Annotated in this window: 14 protein-coding genes; 9 read left to right on the forward strand and 5 right to left on the reverse strand. The window is 44.8% G+C overall.

Annotation, left to right across the window (positions count from 1 at the left end; translation table 11 throughout):
- The first annotated feature begins 282 nt into the window (after nucleotides 1-282).
- From MH215_RS11495 to MH215_RS11510, 4 genes are all read left to right on the forward strand, one after another.
- Nucleotides 283-1,200 (forward strand): ArsR/SmtB family transcription factor, encoded by a 918-nt coding sequence (locus MH215_RS11495; protein ID WP_239290296.1) that lies wholly within the window; start codon nucleotides 283-285, stop codon nucleotides 1,198-1,200.
- Nucleotides 1,201-1,488: 288 nt separating this feature from the next.
- Nucleotides 1,489-2,418 carry a helix-turn-helix transcriptional regulator gene (locus tag MH215_RS11500; RefSeq protein ID WP_239290297.1) on the forward strand — a complete coding sequence of 310 codons (930 nt, stop codon included), beginning with the start codon at nucleotides 1,489-1,491 and terminating at the stop codon, nucleotides 2,416-2,418.
- 81 nt (nucleotides 2,419-2,499) lie between these two features.
- Nucleotides 2,500-3,009 carry a DinB family protein gene (locus tag MH215_RS11505; protein ID WP_239290298.1) on the forward strand — a complete coding sequence of 170 codons (510 nt, stop codon included), beginning with the start codon at nucleotides 2,500-2,502 and terminating at the stop codon, nucleotides 3,007-3,009.
- Between the two features lie 18 nt (nucleotides 3,010-3,027).
- A complete protein-coding gene (locus MH215_RS11510; protein WP_239290299.1) occupies nucleotides 3,028-3,630 on the forward strand; it encodes a YdeI/OmpD-associated family protein in 603 nt (200 codons plus the stop codon).
- A 76-nt stretch (nucleotides 3,631-3,706) separates the two neighbouring features.
- Here the strand turns inward: MH215_RS11510 and MH215_RS11515 are convergent, their stop codons facing one another.
- Nucleotides 3,707-4,573 (reverse strand): helix-turn-helix domain-containing protein, encoded by an 867-nt coding sequence (locus tag MH215_RS11515; protein ID WP_239290300.1) that lies wholly within the window; start codon nucleotides 4,571-4,573, stop codon nucleotides 3,707-3,709.
- 204 nt (nucleotides 4,574-4,777) lie between these two features.
- On the opposite strand from MH215_RS11515, the gene MH215_RS11520 reads away from it, so the two are divergent.
- Nucleotides 4,778-6,295, forward strand: a complete 1,518-nt coding sequence (locus tag MH215_RS11520; protein ID WP_239290301.1) for a glycoside hydrolase family 43 protein — start codon at nucleotides 4,778-4,780, stop codon at nucleotides 6,293-6,295.
- A gap of 109 nt (nucleotides 6,296-6,404) precedes the next feature.
- Here MH215_RS11520 and MH215_RS11525 read toward each other — a convergent pair whose 3' ends face one another.
- From MH215_RS11525 to MH215_RS11535, 3 genes are all read right to left on the reverse strand, one after another.
- Nucleotides 6,405-8,180, reverse strand: a complete 1,776-nt coding sequence (locus MH215_RS11525) for a SulP family inorganic anion transporter (RefSeq protein ID WP_239290302.1) — start codon at nucleotides 8,178-8,180, stop codon at nucleotides 6,405-6,407.
- 191 nt (nucleotides 8,181-8,371) lie between these two features.
- Nucleotides 8,372-8,701 carry an ArsR/SmtB family transcription factor gene (locus tag MH215_RS11530; RefSeq protein WP_056694052.1) on the reverse strand — a complete coding sequence of 110 codons (330 nt, stop codon included), beginning with the start codon at nucleotides 8,699-8,701 and terminating at the stop codon, nucleotides 8,372-8,374.
- A 201-nt stretch (nucleotides 8,702-8,902) separates the two neighbouring features.
- The gene (locus MH215_RS11535; protein ID WP_239290304.1) at nucleotides 8,903-9,835 is read right to left on the reverse strand and encodes an S-layer homology domain-containing protein; all 933 of its coding nucleotides are present in this window, start codon (nucleotides 9,833-9,835) and stop codon (nucleotides 8,903-8,905) included.
- 379 nt (nucleotides 9,836-10,214) lie between these two features.
- On the opposite strand from MH215_RS11535, the gene MH215_RS11540 reads away from it, so the two are divergent.
- The 3 genes from MH215_RS11540 (at nucleotide 10,215) to MH215_RS11550 (ending at nucleotide 14,381) form a co-directional block, all read left to right on the forward strand.
- A complete protein-coding gene (locus MH215_RS11540; RefSeq protein ID WP_239290306.1) occupies nucleotides 10,215-11,957 on the forward strand; it encodes an ABC transporter ATP-binding protein in 1,743 nt (580 codons plus the stop codon).
- A 76-nt stretch (nucleotides 11,958-12,033) separates the two neighbouring features.
- Entirely contained in the window at nucleotides 12,034-13,782 is a 1,749-nt protein-coding gene (locus tag MH215_RS11545; RefSeq protein WP_239290819.1) for an ABC transporter ATP-binding protein, read from the forward strand.
- 80 nt (nucleotides 13,783-13,862) lie between these two features.
- Entirely contained in the window at nucleotides 13,863-14,381 is a 519-nt protein-coding gene (locus tag MH215_RS11550) for a hypothetical protein (RefSeq protein ID WP_239290308.1), read from the forward strand.
- Nucleotides 14,382-14,451: 70 nt separating this feature from the next.
- On the opposite strand, the gene MH215_RS11555 is transcribed toward MH215_RS11550, so the two are convergent.
- Nucleotides 14,452-14,877 carry an Lrp/AsnC family transcriptional regulator gene (locus MH215_RS11555; RefSeq protein WP_239290310.1) on the reverse strand — a complete coding sequence of 142 codons (426 nt, stop codon included), beginning with the start codon at nucleotides 14,875-14,877 and terminating at the stop codon, nucleotides 14,452-14,454.
- Between the two features lie 131 nt (nucleotides 14,878-15,008).
- Between MH215_RS11555 and MH215_RS11560 the strand changes: the two genes are divergently transcribed.
- Nucleotides 15,009-15,761 carry an MBL fold metallo-hydrolase gene (locus MH215_RS11560; RefSeq protein ID WP_239290312.1) on the forward strand — a complete coding sequence of 251 codons (753 nt, stop codon included), beginning with the start codon at nucleotides 15,009-15,011 and terminating at the stop codon, nucleotides 15,759-15,761.
- Nucleotides 15,762-16,147: the final 386 nt, after the last annotated feature.

Consider the following 16,147-nt stretch of genomic DNA (forward strand, 5'->3'; position numbering starts at 1 on the left):
TTCCCATCTATCTTATAATCATTTATACTTATCTAAAATAAAATATAGAAATGTGCACTAACCTATCTAACAGTACGTGTTCAAAAAGGATGGTTTTCAGTACCGAGAAGATGGGATGAAGATAGAAATAGAGTAGCGGAGCGTAGAACAAGCTACGTGAGCAACGGATATTTCGGCTGAATTCCATATTCGACGCTGAGATGTCCTCAGGCATCCTTCGTAATCAAAAGCTGACTTTTTGAATAACCTATCTAACAGTGAACGGGGAAAGGACCAACACATATGATTTATATTAAGGATCTGAAGTCGGGTGTGAACATCTTCAAAGCCCTCAGTTCGGAGATTCGGATACAGATCATTGAACTACTGGCGAAGAACCAGAGCCTTAATCTCAATGATCTTGCGACCAAGCTGGGACTTAGCAATGGAGCAATTACAATGCATATCAAAAAGCTGGAGGAGAGCGGGTTAATCGAAATAAATACTGCTGTCGGCAAGCACGGAATCCAGAAAATTTGCTATCTCAATGAGGAGAAGCTCATGGTGGATCTGCGTTCACAGGAGATTAACAACCGTTATGAAGTTGAGATTCAAGTAGGACATTATAGTGATTATCAGGCTGCCCCTACTTGTGGACTTGCGACTCGGGATAGTATCGTTGGGGAATTCGATGACCCACGTTATTTCGCAGATCCATTACGAATTGATGCGGAGATGATCTGGCTTGCGGAAGGTTATTTGGAATATCGTATTCCCAATTATCTGAAACCGAATCAGTCATTTAGTGAGATTCAACTCTCCATGGAACTCGGTTCGGAATCACCTGGCTATTGCGATAACTACCCTTCGGATATTTACTTTCACATCAACGGTATCGAGATTGGCTGCTGGACGAGTCCAGGTGACTTCGGCAATACACGCGGAACGTTTAATCCAGACTGGTGGCCGCCTCACCTTAATCAGTATGGTATGCTGAAGCTGATTCGAATAACGCAGGAAGGTAGCTATATCGATGGCTGTCGCATCTCGGATGTGACGTTAGATGATATCGGGCTGGACTACAAAAGTGATATCCTCTTCCGCATTGCGGTCACAGAAGAACCTGTCAACAAACGGGGTCTTACGATCTTTGGCAAACATTTCGGAAATTACGGCCAAGGTCTACTCGCCCGGGTGCTCTATAACGTACATGAAGACTAGCACAAGTTTGAATGAACACCGATAGAAAAAGCATCACCTTCCATGCTATCACGCTTGGTATTACTGCTTATTATCACGGATCAGCGTAATAATATCGCGGCTTAGAAAGAGTGCGTATCAGCACTCTTTTTTGTTATTTTCATCTCACGTTGTAGCTAAGTTAAGTTTGCGCATCAGCAATTAGTGACTTACCTTAAAGTCATTAGAAGACAAATCTCTTCTCGTTCATGACACTGTGATATAATATGGCCTGCAATAACAAAATGGGCTACTGGGCGGGGATACTTGATGAAATTGGAACGTTTAATCTCGATCATATTCAAGCTCTTGAACCATGAGGTGTTGTCGGCTTCTACACTAGCGGAAGAGTATCAAGTTTCTCCAAGGACGATCTATCGAGACATTGATGTAATCTGTGCAGCCGGCTTCCCTGTCGTCTCTCATCAAGGACTTAAAGGCGGATATGGAATAATTGATGGATATAAAATGGACAAAAGCTTACTGGGCTCATACGATGTCAATTCCCTCATTACAGTACTCAGCAGTCTCTCCACTGTCTTCGATGATGGACGCGTACAAGGAACGATTGAGCGACTACAAACGATTGGGCCGGAGCATCAAATATCAAGTTTATCTATAGATCTGGAAACACGCCGAACGGAACCTGATGCCCTACCCTATCTGCGAGCAGGAATTACAGAATATCGGATTATCCAATTCGATTACATTAATACGAAAAACGAACATACCACTCGTCGAATGGAACCTGTCAGACTACACTTTAAATATCGCAATTGGTACGTATATGGATTCTGTCTGACACGTCAAGATTATCGGGAGTTCCGACTCTCTCGGATGATGAATGTGAGCTTAAGTTCTGACACTTTTCAACCACATTCTACTAGGGATGAACCAACGACTAGATGGGATGATTCGCTGCAAAATCAGACAACAGAAGTGGTGTTCAAGGTTAATCCTGAAGCACTTGCGGAAGCCATGGATCACTTTCAACAAGCGGACAAACAATTTCATGATGACGGAAGCATGACAATGCGAATCGCAGTTCATCAGCCATTGAAAGCCCGTTGGTTATGTTCGTTCTTGTTAAGTTTAGGTAGTGGTGCAGAGGTATTTGAACCTGTTGAACTGCGAGATATCCTAAGAGAAGAGCTTCAAAACGCGCTTAAACCTTACGAAAAACACATTGAAGAAGTATGACATGCTGTTGTCATACTTCTTTTTTTATAATCATCTCAGTAAGTTAGTTGCACTTCACGACTATTCTAAGGAGATGATCACATGAACCATCCGCAAGAAATGTATCAATATCACACATGGGCCACACACACCATTCTGGGGAGGATTCAAGAATTGCCAGACAGCGTGTTACATCAGGAGGTGAATAGTTCATTTCCCACCATTGCTCACGCACTAAGTCATATGTATGCTGTTGATCAAATGTGGTATCTAGTCTTAACAGGTGTCAGTATGCCCGAAGCTCTACAAATGTGCATGCCACGGAATGAAGAGCTATACGATTCAGTGGAGGACTATGGCCAGCGATATGCAGAGTTATCAGAGCAATATACAACGTGGTTTCAAGATCACATCGATCTGGAACAGACGATTCTGCTGGATAATCCATTCGCGGGAATTCGAGATACGAGCCTTGCAGAGATTGTCTTTCACCTGATTAATCACGGAACGTACCATCGGGGGAACATCTCTACGATGCTGCGTCAGTTAGGCCATGCCTCTATTATGAATGACTACAGTCTTTTCTGGTATGCTAAACCTGCTATAGATTAGATGGTGGTGGAATGAACTGTGGAAATTAATAATCATCTGGCTGCTACATCAAGAGAAAAATTGAGAGCCTGGTTACATGAGCATGGTAGCACTCAGACGTGTTGCTGGGTAACCATTAGTCTCAAACCAAGCCCAAATACACTGTTGTACTTGGATGCCGTAGAAGAGTCGCTATGTTATGGTTGGATTGATGGAATTAAGAAAAAAATATCTGAGCATCATCTAGTGCAACGCTTATCTCCCCGAAGCAAGCAAAGCTCGTGGACTGAGCTAAATAAAGAACGTGTTCGTCGCCTTGAAACGCTGGGACTCATGCATGACGAAGGTAGAAAGGTTCTACCTGAGATGGATCCCAATGCGTTCATAATTGATGATGTTATTGAGCGAAGACTGAAAGCTAATACGTTGACCTATACTAATTTCCTGGCATTCCCGGCTCTCTACCAGCGGGTTCGAATCGATACGATCCAAAGCGTGAAGCATCAGCCCGTGGTATTCCAGCACAGATTGGACAAATTGATTACCCATACGGAGGCAAACCAGATGTACGGTCAGTGGCATGATCATGGACGACTCTTCAATTATCACTATGAAGAATTCACCAATATCACGAAAATATAAAAAAGAGAATCTCCCATAAGAGGTTGTTCATAAAGTCCGCTTTTGAACCCGTACTATGGGAGATCTTTTTCGTTAATCAGTTTAAATTCTGCCTGTAGTTTTTGGGAGACACGCTATAGGCTTTCTTAAACTGGCGCGTAAAATAATTGCTGTCATTAAATCCGCAATCATACGAGATTTGGGTGATCGATAGATTGCTATTTTTCAGCAGATGACATGCCTTCTCTAGACGTAGCTTATGCACATACGAAATAGGCGTCATCTGATAATAGGATCGAAAGATTCGATTGAGATGCCTGATTGATATATTCGATTTCCCCGCAATATCCTCCAGTGATAATGGCTTAAGATACTGATCTTCGATATAAGAAATGGCATTGGCAAGGTGCACCAGATTATTGCCTCTGCCGCCCTTCTCCCGGGTATCATACTGTCTCGACAAATACACTGCCATCTCTGTTAGACGTGCAATCAGCATCGTCTGGTACCCTTGCTGCTTCGTCTCATATTCTTCAACCATGAATGAAATCAGCGCTTCAATATACTCCAGGTTAGCAATGGACAGGGCAAGTACACTCGGGAACGAGTGGATATTACGATAAAACGGTTCCAACACAAACAACGCTTGGAACCCATTCGATTTTCTCAAATCAGGTCCGGTCGATGAAAGCATGTCAGGTCTGAACATAATATTACATATTTTAAAATCATGAGGGTCGATATACGCATGATGTGTCTCGCCATTGATGACAAATACATTTCCCTTTTTAATAAAAAACTCCTCGTTATTCACAACATGGGTCGCATGACCATTCAAAACGATCACAAGCTCCGTGAAATCCATATGATTGTGAAGCTCCATATCTGTCTCATGCCCACCATATTGAATGAAAAACGGGAACTCCTTATCTGACGTAAACCATCTCAAATATGCATTACTCAAAAGCATTCCCTCCGAACAATGTTAGGTTCGTATGTCTATATCATGCTACTCCACGTCCGAAAAATCAAGGTAAAGGGCGGTTGTAACCGCTATACTCTCCCTATATAACAAGGCATGCGAATGAGGAGCTCACGCCAGACGGTAGCTCGTATTCGCTAATGTGCCGCAATTTATCTCTAACTCTCATATGAATAGGAGCCTAACATGACGAAATATACGAACCCGGTGATTCCAGGTTTTTACCCCGATCCGAGCATTTGCCGCGTAAACGAAGATTATTATCTGGTAACAAGTACGTTTGAATACTCTCCGGGTGTGCCTGTTTTCCATAGCAAAGATCTCGTACATTGGCAACAAATTGGACATTGTCTTACTTCCGAAACACAGCTTCCACTAAGTAAAGCCTCAAGCTCCGCCGGTATATATGCACCAACCATCCGTTACCATGAGGGCTGGTTCTACATGACAACGACCAATATCGGCGCGGGCGGAAACCTGATTGTACGTACCCAAGATCCAGCAGGCTCCTGGTCTGAACCGATTCTCATCGCACAGGGGGGCATAGATCCTTCTCTACTCTTTGATGATGGTCGTGTGTATTTCCAATCCGCTCAAAATGGCAATGAAGGCGAAGGAATATATCAGTGTGAGATCGATATCACTACCGGGAAGCAGCTTACAGATAGCCGACTCATCTGGCGCGGAACAGGTGGAGCTGCCCCAGAGGCGCCCCATCTGTACAAAATTAACGATCTGTATTATCTCATGATTGCCGAAGGTGGCACCGAATACGGTCATATGGAAACTATCGCCCGGAGCACGAACCCATACGGACCATTTGATGTATGTCCTCACAACCCAATTCTATCGAATCGCAGTATGAAGAGCAGCATCCATGCCGCTGGACACGCAGATCTGGTTCAAGCTCAAGACGGTACATGGTGGGCTGTCTGTCTTGGTATGCGTCCTCCTTCTTATCCAATGCGCCATCATCTGGGACGAGAAACATTTCTCGCACCTGTGACTTGGACGGATGAAGGCTGGCCAATCATTGGAGACAACGGGAACATCAAGCCAGTTATGGATGCGCCCAAGCTACCTCAAGTCCAATGGGAAGCACCCAACGTGCGGGATCATTTTGACGAACCGACACTTGGTTTGGAATGGATGTTCTTGCGTAACCCTGCACCGGAAAGCTGGTCGCTAGAGGAACAGCCGGGTCAGCTCGTACTGCGTGGAACCTCCGTTTCCTTGGATGATGTAAGTAATCCGGCTTTTGTTGGTCGACGGTTGACACATTTTACATCCCATATCGCAACCAAACTAACATTTGAACCACAGAAAGACGGAGAAGAAGCTGGGTTAACCCTGTATATGAACCCCAAATATCATTACGATCTGGCGATCAAACAGGTAAACGGACAGAAAAAGATCTTACTCCGTCGCACAGTTGGCTCCCTAAGAACCGAACAATGGGTTGTTTGTGAAGCTGGCTCCGTAATCTTAAAGATTCATACACAGCCTGACCAATTCCTTTTCTCCATTCAGCAAAATTCATCTCCAGAACTGGAGGTTGGCTCAGGTGAGACACATCTGCTCTCCACTGAAATAGCAGGCGGTTTCACAGGAGTTATCGCTGCGATGTATGCTACTAGTCCATCAGGAAATGGTACACCTGCACGATTCGATTGGTTCGATTATGAACCATTGGAGGAAGTATAGTAACCGTTAAATTTGTTAATCAAGTGCACAATTTAAACTCAAAAAGCTGCCGTCTGTTCAATGCAGACAGCAGCTTCAACGTGCCATAGCTTCCTCTAGCTTCAGTGGATTACATGGGGCTATTTGCTTCGACTCGCTTTCCTGATTTCAGCCTACTCATACGCTCTGAATCGGTTCCAGCGCTTGATAATGCTGCACATTCACGAAATGCAAAATGCTTGCAACCCTTGCATTTCTGATCATCTAGATGCGCTAATGCATAATTAATGGCTTCACCCGTGTGCTCAAACATATGATCAGGATTAATCCGTTCTATCAAGCCTGTTTTCTTCAGCATCTCCAATGGTTGTGCCTGAATACCCGAAAGTAAAACCGTCCCCCTAGATCTCTCCATATGCTTAACAACATGAGCCAGATTGGATTCACCTGTCGTATCCATAAAGGGCACCTTGCCCATGCGTAACAGCAAAATACCTGGTCTCCGATGAATTGAATCCATGACTGACTTCTCAAATCGATCTGCTGCACCAAAAAATAACGGCCCTTCAATCGTATACAAGTTTATCTGTGGACAATCATGTCCTTCGCGCACCATGTAGTCCATGACTTTCTCATGTTTATGATTGGGATCAGGCAGCACTTTGGCAACCTTCAACATCTCACTCATCCGTTTAACAAATAAAAGGACAGCCATAATCAAGCCAACCTCTACAGCCGTCGTTAAACTTGTAAATACGGTCAATAAAAAGGTAATGAGCAGAACGAGGGAATCGCTCGTTTTGGTTTTCAATACATGCATGAACGATCTCCGTTCACTCATATTCCAGGCTACCATCATCAGAACTGGAGCCATACTGGCAAGTGGAATGTGGGAAGCATAGGGTGCGAACAGAACAATTACCAGTAGGACTACTACGCCATGAATAACTCCAGACCATGGTGACACAGCTCCAGATTTAATATTCGTCGCTGTACGTGCAATCGCTCCTGTTGCAGGAATACCACCAAATAATGGCGTCACCATATTAGCAATCCCCTGCCCAATAAGCTCCCGATTGCTGTTATGTCGACTTCCGGTCATACCATCGGCAACAACAGCAGACAACAACGATTCGATTCCGCCCAACATGGCAATGACAAAAGCGGGTTGCAGCAAGTTCACGATTCGCTCCCACGTAATTTCAGGCACATGAAATTGAGGCAAGGAGCTTGGTATCGCACCAAAGGACGATCCAATCGTAGTCACCTGTCCTTCAAAAAATAATGCTGCGACTACTGTCGATAGAACCAAACCTATCAGTGACGCAGGCACCTTTGGCGCAAATCTAGGCACAAGCAGAATAACAGCCAGACAACTGCCCGCTGTCAGCAGACTATATATATTAACGGTTGAAATATGCGTTCCGATTTCTTTCATATTGGACCAAAAATCTTCATGTTTTTCAATCCCGTGTAATCCTAGAAAATTAGCAATCTGCCCACTGAAAATAATGACGGCAATCCCCGCTGTAAATCCGATGGTCACGGGTCGTGGGATGAACTTGATCAACGCCCCTAGCTTAAACAACCCCATTAGCACAAGCATCAATCCGGCCATGATTCCGGCAATCAATAAATTTTCATATCCATACTGCATCACAATGGCGAAGAGGATGGGGATGAATGCCCCCGTTGGCCCGCCAATCTGGAACTTAGATCCCCCCAGCAAAGAAATAAGAATCCCTGCGATCACAGTTGTATACAAACCATACTCCGGTTTAACTCCAGAAGCGATAGCAAACGCCATACCGAGTGGAATCGCAATGATACCTACAATTAATCCCGATAACATATCCTTTCGAAAAGAAGATCCATTATACCCTGTATATCTCCCCATCCATTTCATCTGGCTTAACCTTCTTTTCTTTATATATTTGAATATTTGAATATAATAAAAAGACTACGCCCCTGCGAGCACGCTGTCAATCGTACCGCTCACACCTGAGACAATAATTAGATGCAGAAAAACAAGAAGTTCCTGAACTTACTTCAGGTTCCTCTTGTTTAGGACGTGTCTGAAAACCCGTCCTAGCATGTTTATGTTTCTTTGCGAATATCTTCCAACATCGAAATGGCATCCACCAAATGATTGTCAAAAATCTGTTTGGCAACCTCCAGCAAGTCTTTGATCAAAGGATCCCGCAGAGAGTATATGACCGTAGTCCCTTCTTTCAGACCCTGCACAACATTTTTACTACGTAATACAGCCAGTTGTTGCGAAACGGCGGAGCCTTCTGACCCCAGGATACTTTGCAGCTCGTTAACATTCTTCGCCCCTTCACTCAGCAACTCCAGAATCTGAATCCGCATAGGATGAGCTAAGGCTTTGAAAAAGTCCGATTTAAACTGTTGTATGCTCTGATTCATACGTTATACCCCTTCATTCAAACTTTTGAATATATAAAGATCATAACATAGATGTGAGCATAAGTTTCACTATACAAATAACACAAAATGAACAAGATAAAAGCTGCCGCCTGTACAATACAGACAGCAGCTTCATCGAATTGCCTATTTTTTTATATTCCTATCTATATAAGTTGAACTACAGAATAGTAACATTCTAATTTACTTACCTGATGGCTGTACTTCTGCTGTGTAGCCTGTCGGAATGTCTGTTTCAGCAGTTACATTCGTAATAACCATGGGATACATCATGTCAGGATCAGGCTGAACAATAGTGTAATGCACGATTGCACGTCCATCTTTCTCCAGCTTCACATCATCAATCTTCAAGCCATAACCGGGATGCGGCATTTCAGCCGTCAACTTCACTTTAGTCGTTTTATCATCGACCTTGGTTGTTGTTACGCTTGGTACGATCCCCTGTTGACCCTCACCTGGATCAGCTGGATCAGTTGGAGCGGGTTCAGACGATCCATCCTCCCCATGCGATTCCACAAATTCAATTGCATTGAAAATCATGCTTGCAGCCTCCATACGAGTAAGTGACTGATCTGGGCGGAAATTACCGTCCTTATCCAGTTCAATGATGTTCATATTTAACAGGTTCTGGACCGCAGATTTGGCGTCCTCACCAATTTTATTTTCGTCATTAACAAGATTATATTTCATGATCACTGGATAGTTACCCGTTGTATTAATACCTTCGTGTAGCAAAATAACAAATTGTTCACGCGTCATTTCACCTTGCGGATTCAACTCCACCGGAATGGACAGACCATTCTGCGTTGCAGCCTGTACAGCATCAGCATACCATGTGTCAGGACTAATTTTATTTTGAGCCGCGGCAGCCGCGTATTCATTCTTCAAACCAAAAGCCTTCACGATCATCTGTACACCTTGTGGCTCAGACAATGCAGCATTTGGACGGAACAGATCTGCTGTTACTCCATTCACAATACCTTTGGACTTCAATGTATCTACAACTGTTTTTTGCCCTTCATCCTTCACATCCGAAAAAGCGAGTACAGAAGCACCTCCTGCCGTTAATGACACGCATAGTGCAAGCGTTGCCGCCAATCCTTTTTTATGTTTCATGCCTTGGCACCTCCTGGTAGTAGTAAGCCCTATTTTTGAACTTCTCAATCCTACAGACGGGGCTCCCTTGGAAAATGTTTCACTTTATCGTCATTAAGATGAATAATGTTAGAACGCACAACTTCTCTCGGGTTCATTCCAAAATCGTAAATACACGCTCTATGTCGACCTATTTTCCCGAGTACATGCTTGCTTGCTTTGTTGACATCCGTACGGAATAGAGCAAAAATAAGTATAGAGAAATTGATCGAATGACGGATAAATTACAAACTAGATTGCATACAGTAAGAGGGCACGGCGCGCTAATATCAGGTGTCGGCCCTTTTGCTGACTTTGCCTCCGAATCCACTTCTTAATTAAACAAAGGAGAACCTATCTTATGTCCAAGACAGGATTATTACGAGGCTATGTGGTTGCCAACTGGCCTGTATATCTGGTCGCTATCCTTCTAATCATTGCCTCCAATGTAGGTCAGGCATCTTTGCCCCGAATTCTGGGCAGCTTCACGGATCAGTTAATGCAAACTAAAATTCAGATGGACACCGTCGTTCAGTACAGCCTCTCCTTACTGGCTATTGCCATCGCTTATAATTTACTGTTCGGTACAGGACAATTCATGATTATGAAGCTTGGCCGTCGGTTTGAATTCATGACACGTGAGCGAATATTCGGCAAATTTTCCGAACTCAGCGAGCACTATTTTTCCAAACAAGGTAATGGCAAGCTGCTCAGCTATGTGATGAATGACGTGACGTCAGTACGTGAAGCGATCTCCAACGGTGTTACAATGATGACCAATGCTACCTTCTTGTTGTTGTCCTGCATTGTCATGATGCTGCTCAGTGGAATTCCTCTGAGCTTAATTCTGATCAGTGTAATTCCGTTGTTAGCCATCCCATTTCTGGTCGTATTTTTTGGCCCGCGCATTCGAAAGCGCTCCCGCGACGTGCAGGAGGCTCTGGCGAATATGACCGAAGCTGCGGAAGAACAGCTGGGTGGCATCCGGGTTACCAAAACATTTGCTATTGAAGACATTGCACAGGTACGGTTTGGCACAACCGTTGATGCAATCAAAGCAAAACAACTGCGATTAGTACGCCTATCGTCTCTATTTCAGGCTCTACTTCCGCTACTCGGTGCCATTTCACTCGTTATATCACTGCTCGTTGGCGGCATACTAACAATGCAAAATTCCATCACGCTCGGTAGTTTTGTAGCACTCACATTATATTTGCGTATTATTATGGGGCCGCTGCAGCAGATTGGTAATGTGATCAATACCATGCAACGCTCGGGAGCTTCACTGGAGAGAGTCAACGATCTGCTTCTGGAGGTGCCTGATGTCCGAGAACGTTCAGGCGCTAAAGCGCTCAATGAGGTAAGTGACATCTCCATTGACCGTCTGACGTTTACGTACCCAGGAAGTTCTTCTCCTTCACTCCGTGATATCCGGCTAAACATTCGTGCAGGTCGTACGGTCGGCATTGTAGGCAGAACTGGTTCAGGCAAAAGCACCTTGGTTAAGCTGTTACTTCGTACATACGAACCACCAGAGGGCACGATTCGCATGAACGGTACGGATATTCGTGCTTTATCGCTGGAGAGCCTGCGATCCCGCATTGCCTATGTTCCGCAAGATGGATTCTTATTCAGTACCACTATTCGAGACAATATTGCCTTCAGTGACCGTAATGCATCGCTCAGTACAGTAGAACACAGCGCGAAGCAAGCGATGATCTACGATAACATCACACGTTTCCCAGACCGCTTTGATACTCTACTCGGCGAACGTGGACTTACCCTATCTGGTGGACAGCGGCAACGTACCAGCTTGGCTCGAGGATTAATTAAGAAAGCCCAGTTACTCATTCTCGACGACAGTATGAGTGCTGTGGATGCCGTTACCCAAAGTGGCATTTTGCGAAGTCTACGTGAGATCGGTAAAGGCAAAACAACATTGATCATTTCACATCGGATCAGCGCGGTTCGTCATGCAGATGACATTATTGTGCTCGACCAGGGGCGTATCGCAGAACAAGGCACCCACTCCCAGTTGATGGCGGCGAATGGCTTATATGCCGCAACGTATCGTTTGCAGGAGGAGGGATTACATCTTGAGTGACCATACACCTGATGCAAATACCACAACAACAACAGTAACGGAGCCAGATCAGAATAAGCACACTTCCTTCAAAGCCATGATGGCCTATGCCAAACCGCATAGACTTACCTTTCTGGGAATTTTCCTGTGCTCCTTACTTGGCATTTCTGCTGATTTACTTCAGCCTTATTTAGTAAAAATCGCGATCGATGACCATCTTGCGATAGGTCAAACAAGTGTTGCATTTCTGGTTCAACTCGCAGCCGTTTATTTAGGCTTAGCTGTCATTAGCTTTATTTTTACTTATGTACAAAATAATCTGTTGCAACATGTCGGTCAGAACATCGTCTCTCGTATTCGCAAAGACCTATTCCGACATATTTCCAAAATGTCGATGTCATTTTTTGATCGGTTTCACATTGGCAGCCTGGTTACGAATGTCTCCAGCGATACAGAAACGATCAGCAGTTTCTTCACGCAAGTGCTGCTCAGTCTGATTCGGGATGGCATGATGCTTGTTCTCATTATCTTTTTCATGTTTCAACTAGATCCGGTACTGGCAGGATATTCACTCCTTGTGTTACCGATTATCGCTATCGTTGCCGTATTATTTCGGAGCAGACTACGAAAAGCTTATCAGAATGCACGCACACGTCTCTCTCGTCTGATTGCGTTTACCGCAGAGAACTTGTCCGGCATGTTCCTCATTCAAGCTTTTCATCAGGAAGAAGAACAGAAGAAACGCTTCTCGGAGAAAAATCAGGATCACCTGCAAGCCAACATTACTCAAGCTCGTTCCAATGTAATCTTCAACCGTACATTTGATATTCTAGGCAATGCCGCACTGGTCATGATGGTTTGGCTGGGAGGTCGCGCAGTCCTTGGCGAGTCATTACAGGTAGGTGTACTCTACGCCTTTATCAGCTACATTCGCCAGTTCTTTCAGCCGATCAACCAGATTACGATGCAATGGAACACGTTCCAATCCACCACGGTATCCATGGATCGCATCTGGAAAATTCTAAGTACCCGCCCAGAGGTTGCGGATCCCAAGCCCCAAGATGCTCACCTACTTGAGCCACAGCACGTAATGGGTCAGGTTGATTTTAACGATGTATCGTTCGGGTACCAACCAGATCGTCCACTGATAGAGCATCTGAATCTGCATCTGTACCCTGGAGAAATGGTCGGCATTGTAGGCACAACGGGGGCAGGCAAAAGCACACTGATCTCTCTACTGAATCGCTTCTATGATGTTCAGGCAGGTCGTATTGAGATCGATGGTACAGATATCCGACGAATCCCTCAAGCCAATCTTCATCGAATCGTTGGCTTAATTCAGCAGGAGCCCTTTCTGTTCTCCGGATCGATCATCGATAATGTGCGTATGTTCCGCGAAGATATTTCTCGGGAAAAGGCAATGGATGCCTGCCGTTTTGTCGGGGCAGCAGCGATGATTGAGCGTTTGCCTGAAGGATACGATACACGTTTATCTGAACGAGGCAGCGGATTGTCGGCTGGGCAGCGACAACTTATATCGTTTGCAAGAATTGTGGTATTCGAGCCTCGTGTGCTCATCTTGGATGAAGCAACAGCTAATCTAGACTCCCATACCGAGCAACTGGTACAGCAAGCCCTGGAAACTGTATCTCTAGGGCGCACAACGATTGTCATTGCACACCGACTCTCCACTGTCATGCATGCTGACCGGATTCTCGTCATGGAGAATGGCGAGATTGTCGAAGAAGGATCACATCAGAAGCTGATCGCCGACAAAGGCGTATATGCCGACCTGTATAAGCATGCTCTAGAAGCTGGAGAAGATAATTCAGCCGTCTCAGGATAAACGAACATGAAATATGCCGCCTGCCTCGCAGAGCGGCATATTTCGTTATATGATGGTCATAAAGGAGGATTGATTGGTTCATGGACTCAACAACATCTACTCCGAATATTCAGCATATTCGGTACCGACGATTCACAGCTCTCTGGAAGGGAACACTGTGTCTGCTGTTCATTATCCTATGCATTCTACTGTTGTGGTTTATATATGATGGGTTATCGGGCAAACTTGAAACGTTATATTACTCGATTGCAGCCGTTCTGGGCATATGGTTCATCGGCCCGTTATGCCTGATGTTTGGAGCTCGATTCATCAAGAAGCCACCTGTGTTATTGTCATGGAATGATGAAGCCATCCTGTGCGGTAAACGGAACATCCGTTGGGAACAAATTCGCAAAATTGAATTATCCTCGTATCACTTTAGCAAGTGGATCTTGTCGTCTTCACCAATGATTGTGCTATTCCTAAATGACGGCACACGGCACCACATTGCAACAGATCATTTGCTTAGCAAAAAAGAACGAGATAAAGCGATCAACCTGCTTCAGCAAACATTACGCGATAAGCATCCGCGAGAGGATGAGTATATGTCATCGTTATGACTTGAACATTGCGTGTGCAGCTCCCGCCATGCGGTGCCTTACTTCCATGACAAGGGTAGTCTGCCGCAACTTATTTCTCCACATGGAGAGACAAGTTCATCCTATAGTTTCCATAAGGTAAAAGTTCCTCAAGTAATTGGTTCAGTTGTTCAGTCGTTCCTGTGCGAACACGCATGAGGTAACAGCCTTCTCCGCTAATACGATGGACTTCAACGATGTCTTCCCGTGTAGCAATAAACGCACGAAATGCGGCGTGCCGATCGCCGGAGTTCAAAAACACCGTAATAAACGCCTGAAGACCGAGGCCAATACGCTCCGGGTTCCATTTTACTGTGTATCCTTCGATCACGCCTAGATCTTGTAGCTTGCGCACTCTTGCCCCTACAGCCTGTCCAGTCAGGTGAACGTCTTCTCCAATTTCTTTGTGAGAACGTTTGGCGTCCTGAATGAGGATTTGCAAAATACGCCGGTCTGTGTCATCTATCGTTTCATTCATCTAGCTGTAGCAATCCTTTCATCTTGAAATAAGTTCGATCTGTTTCCGTTCATCAGGTTATGTACGACGTTAATCGGGTTGTATAACATATAGGATAATACTATTCAACAATCCAAAGGAGTGCAAATATAATGAAAATTCAATTGATCCGTAATGCTACACTATGGCTGGAATATGGAGGTCTGAACATCCTAGTTGATCCGATGTTAATGGATGCTGAATCCATGCCTGGATTTCCGAACACACCGAATGAGTTGCGCAATCCGAGAGTGAGCCTGCCAGAAACCGAAACAGATTATCTCAACCCTGATCTGTTGATTGTCACTCACACCCATCCAGATCATTGGGATGAAGCTGCTGCGAAGCATCTCCGCAAAGATATCCCGCTATTATGCCAGCCTGGAGATGAGCATGTGTTTACCAATGCGGGGTTCACTGACGTAACGGCTGTAGAGGATAAACATGAGCATCATTCGGTACGATTCGCTCGCACCTCTGGTCATCATGGTACGGGTGAGATTGGTAAACGTATGGGCAACGTATCCGGCTTCGTCCTGGAAGCAGACGGTGAACCCGTCACGTATATTGCTGGTGATACGATCTGGTGCGAGGAGCCTGCTGAGGCGATTAGTCAATATACACCAGACGTTATTGTCGTTAATGCCGGGGGTGCACGCTTCAATGAAGGTGACCCCATTACGATGGACGAGCATGACGTTGTGGCTGTGAAGCAACATGCACCTTCTGCTCATGTGATCGCTGTGCATATGGATGCCATTAACCATTGCGTAGTAACCCGCGCTGATCTCGCCAAACACCTGTCATCTAAGCAGTTAGATGGTCAGGTACTCATCCCGCGTGATGGTGAGAGTTTTGAGTTTTGAGTTTTTAGGTAACGAACTCAGGACACGCTATTGAGCGCTTGTAGGCTATTCTAAAATGCTAACGAATCCTGCGCACGTTATTCTTGCTCTAAGCACACTTTTCCCGGCATTCATCCACCTTTTGTGTAAGATAACGTGTCTCAGATTCGTTAAAATTCTACTTTGGTGATAATGGGCACAATAAGGTTTCCTAGATTCGTTAGAACTCATGCACCAGGACTACGTACTCAATAATAGACTTACCAACAACTATGAGTACGATAGGTTCATGAAGAGTTAATACAATAAATGCTGATGCAATATTTGCTGCATCTCCAACGTACACTTTTTCTTTGCATACCACCTTATTCCCTTGCAACCTACATGTTACATTACATGCAACCTCG

Source organism: Paenibacillus sp. ACRSA (assembly GCF_022346845.1).
GTDB lineage: Bacteria > Bacillota > Bacilli > Paenibacillales > Paenibacillaceae > Paenibacillus.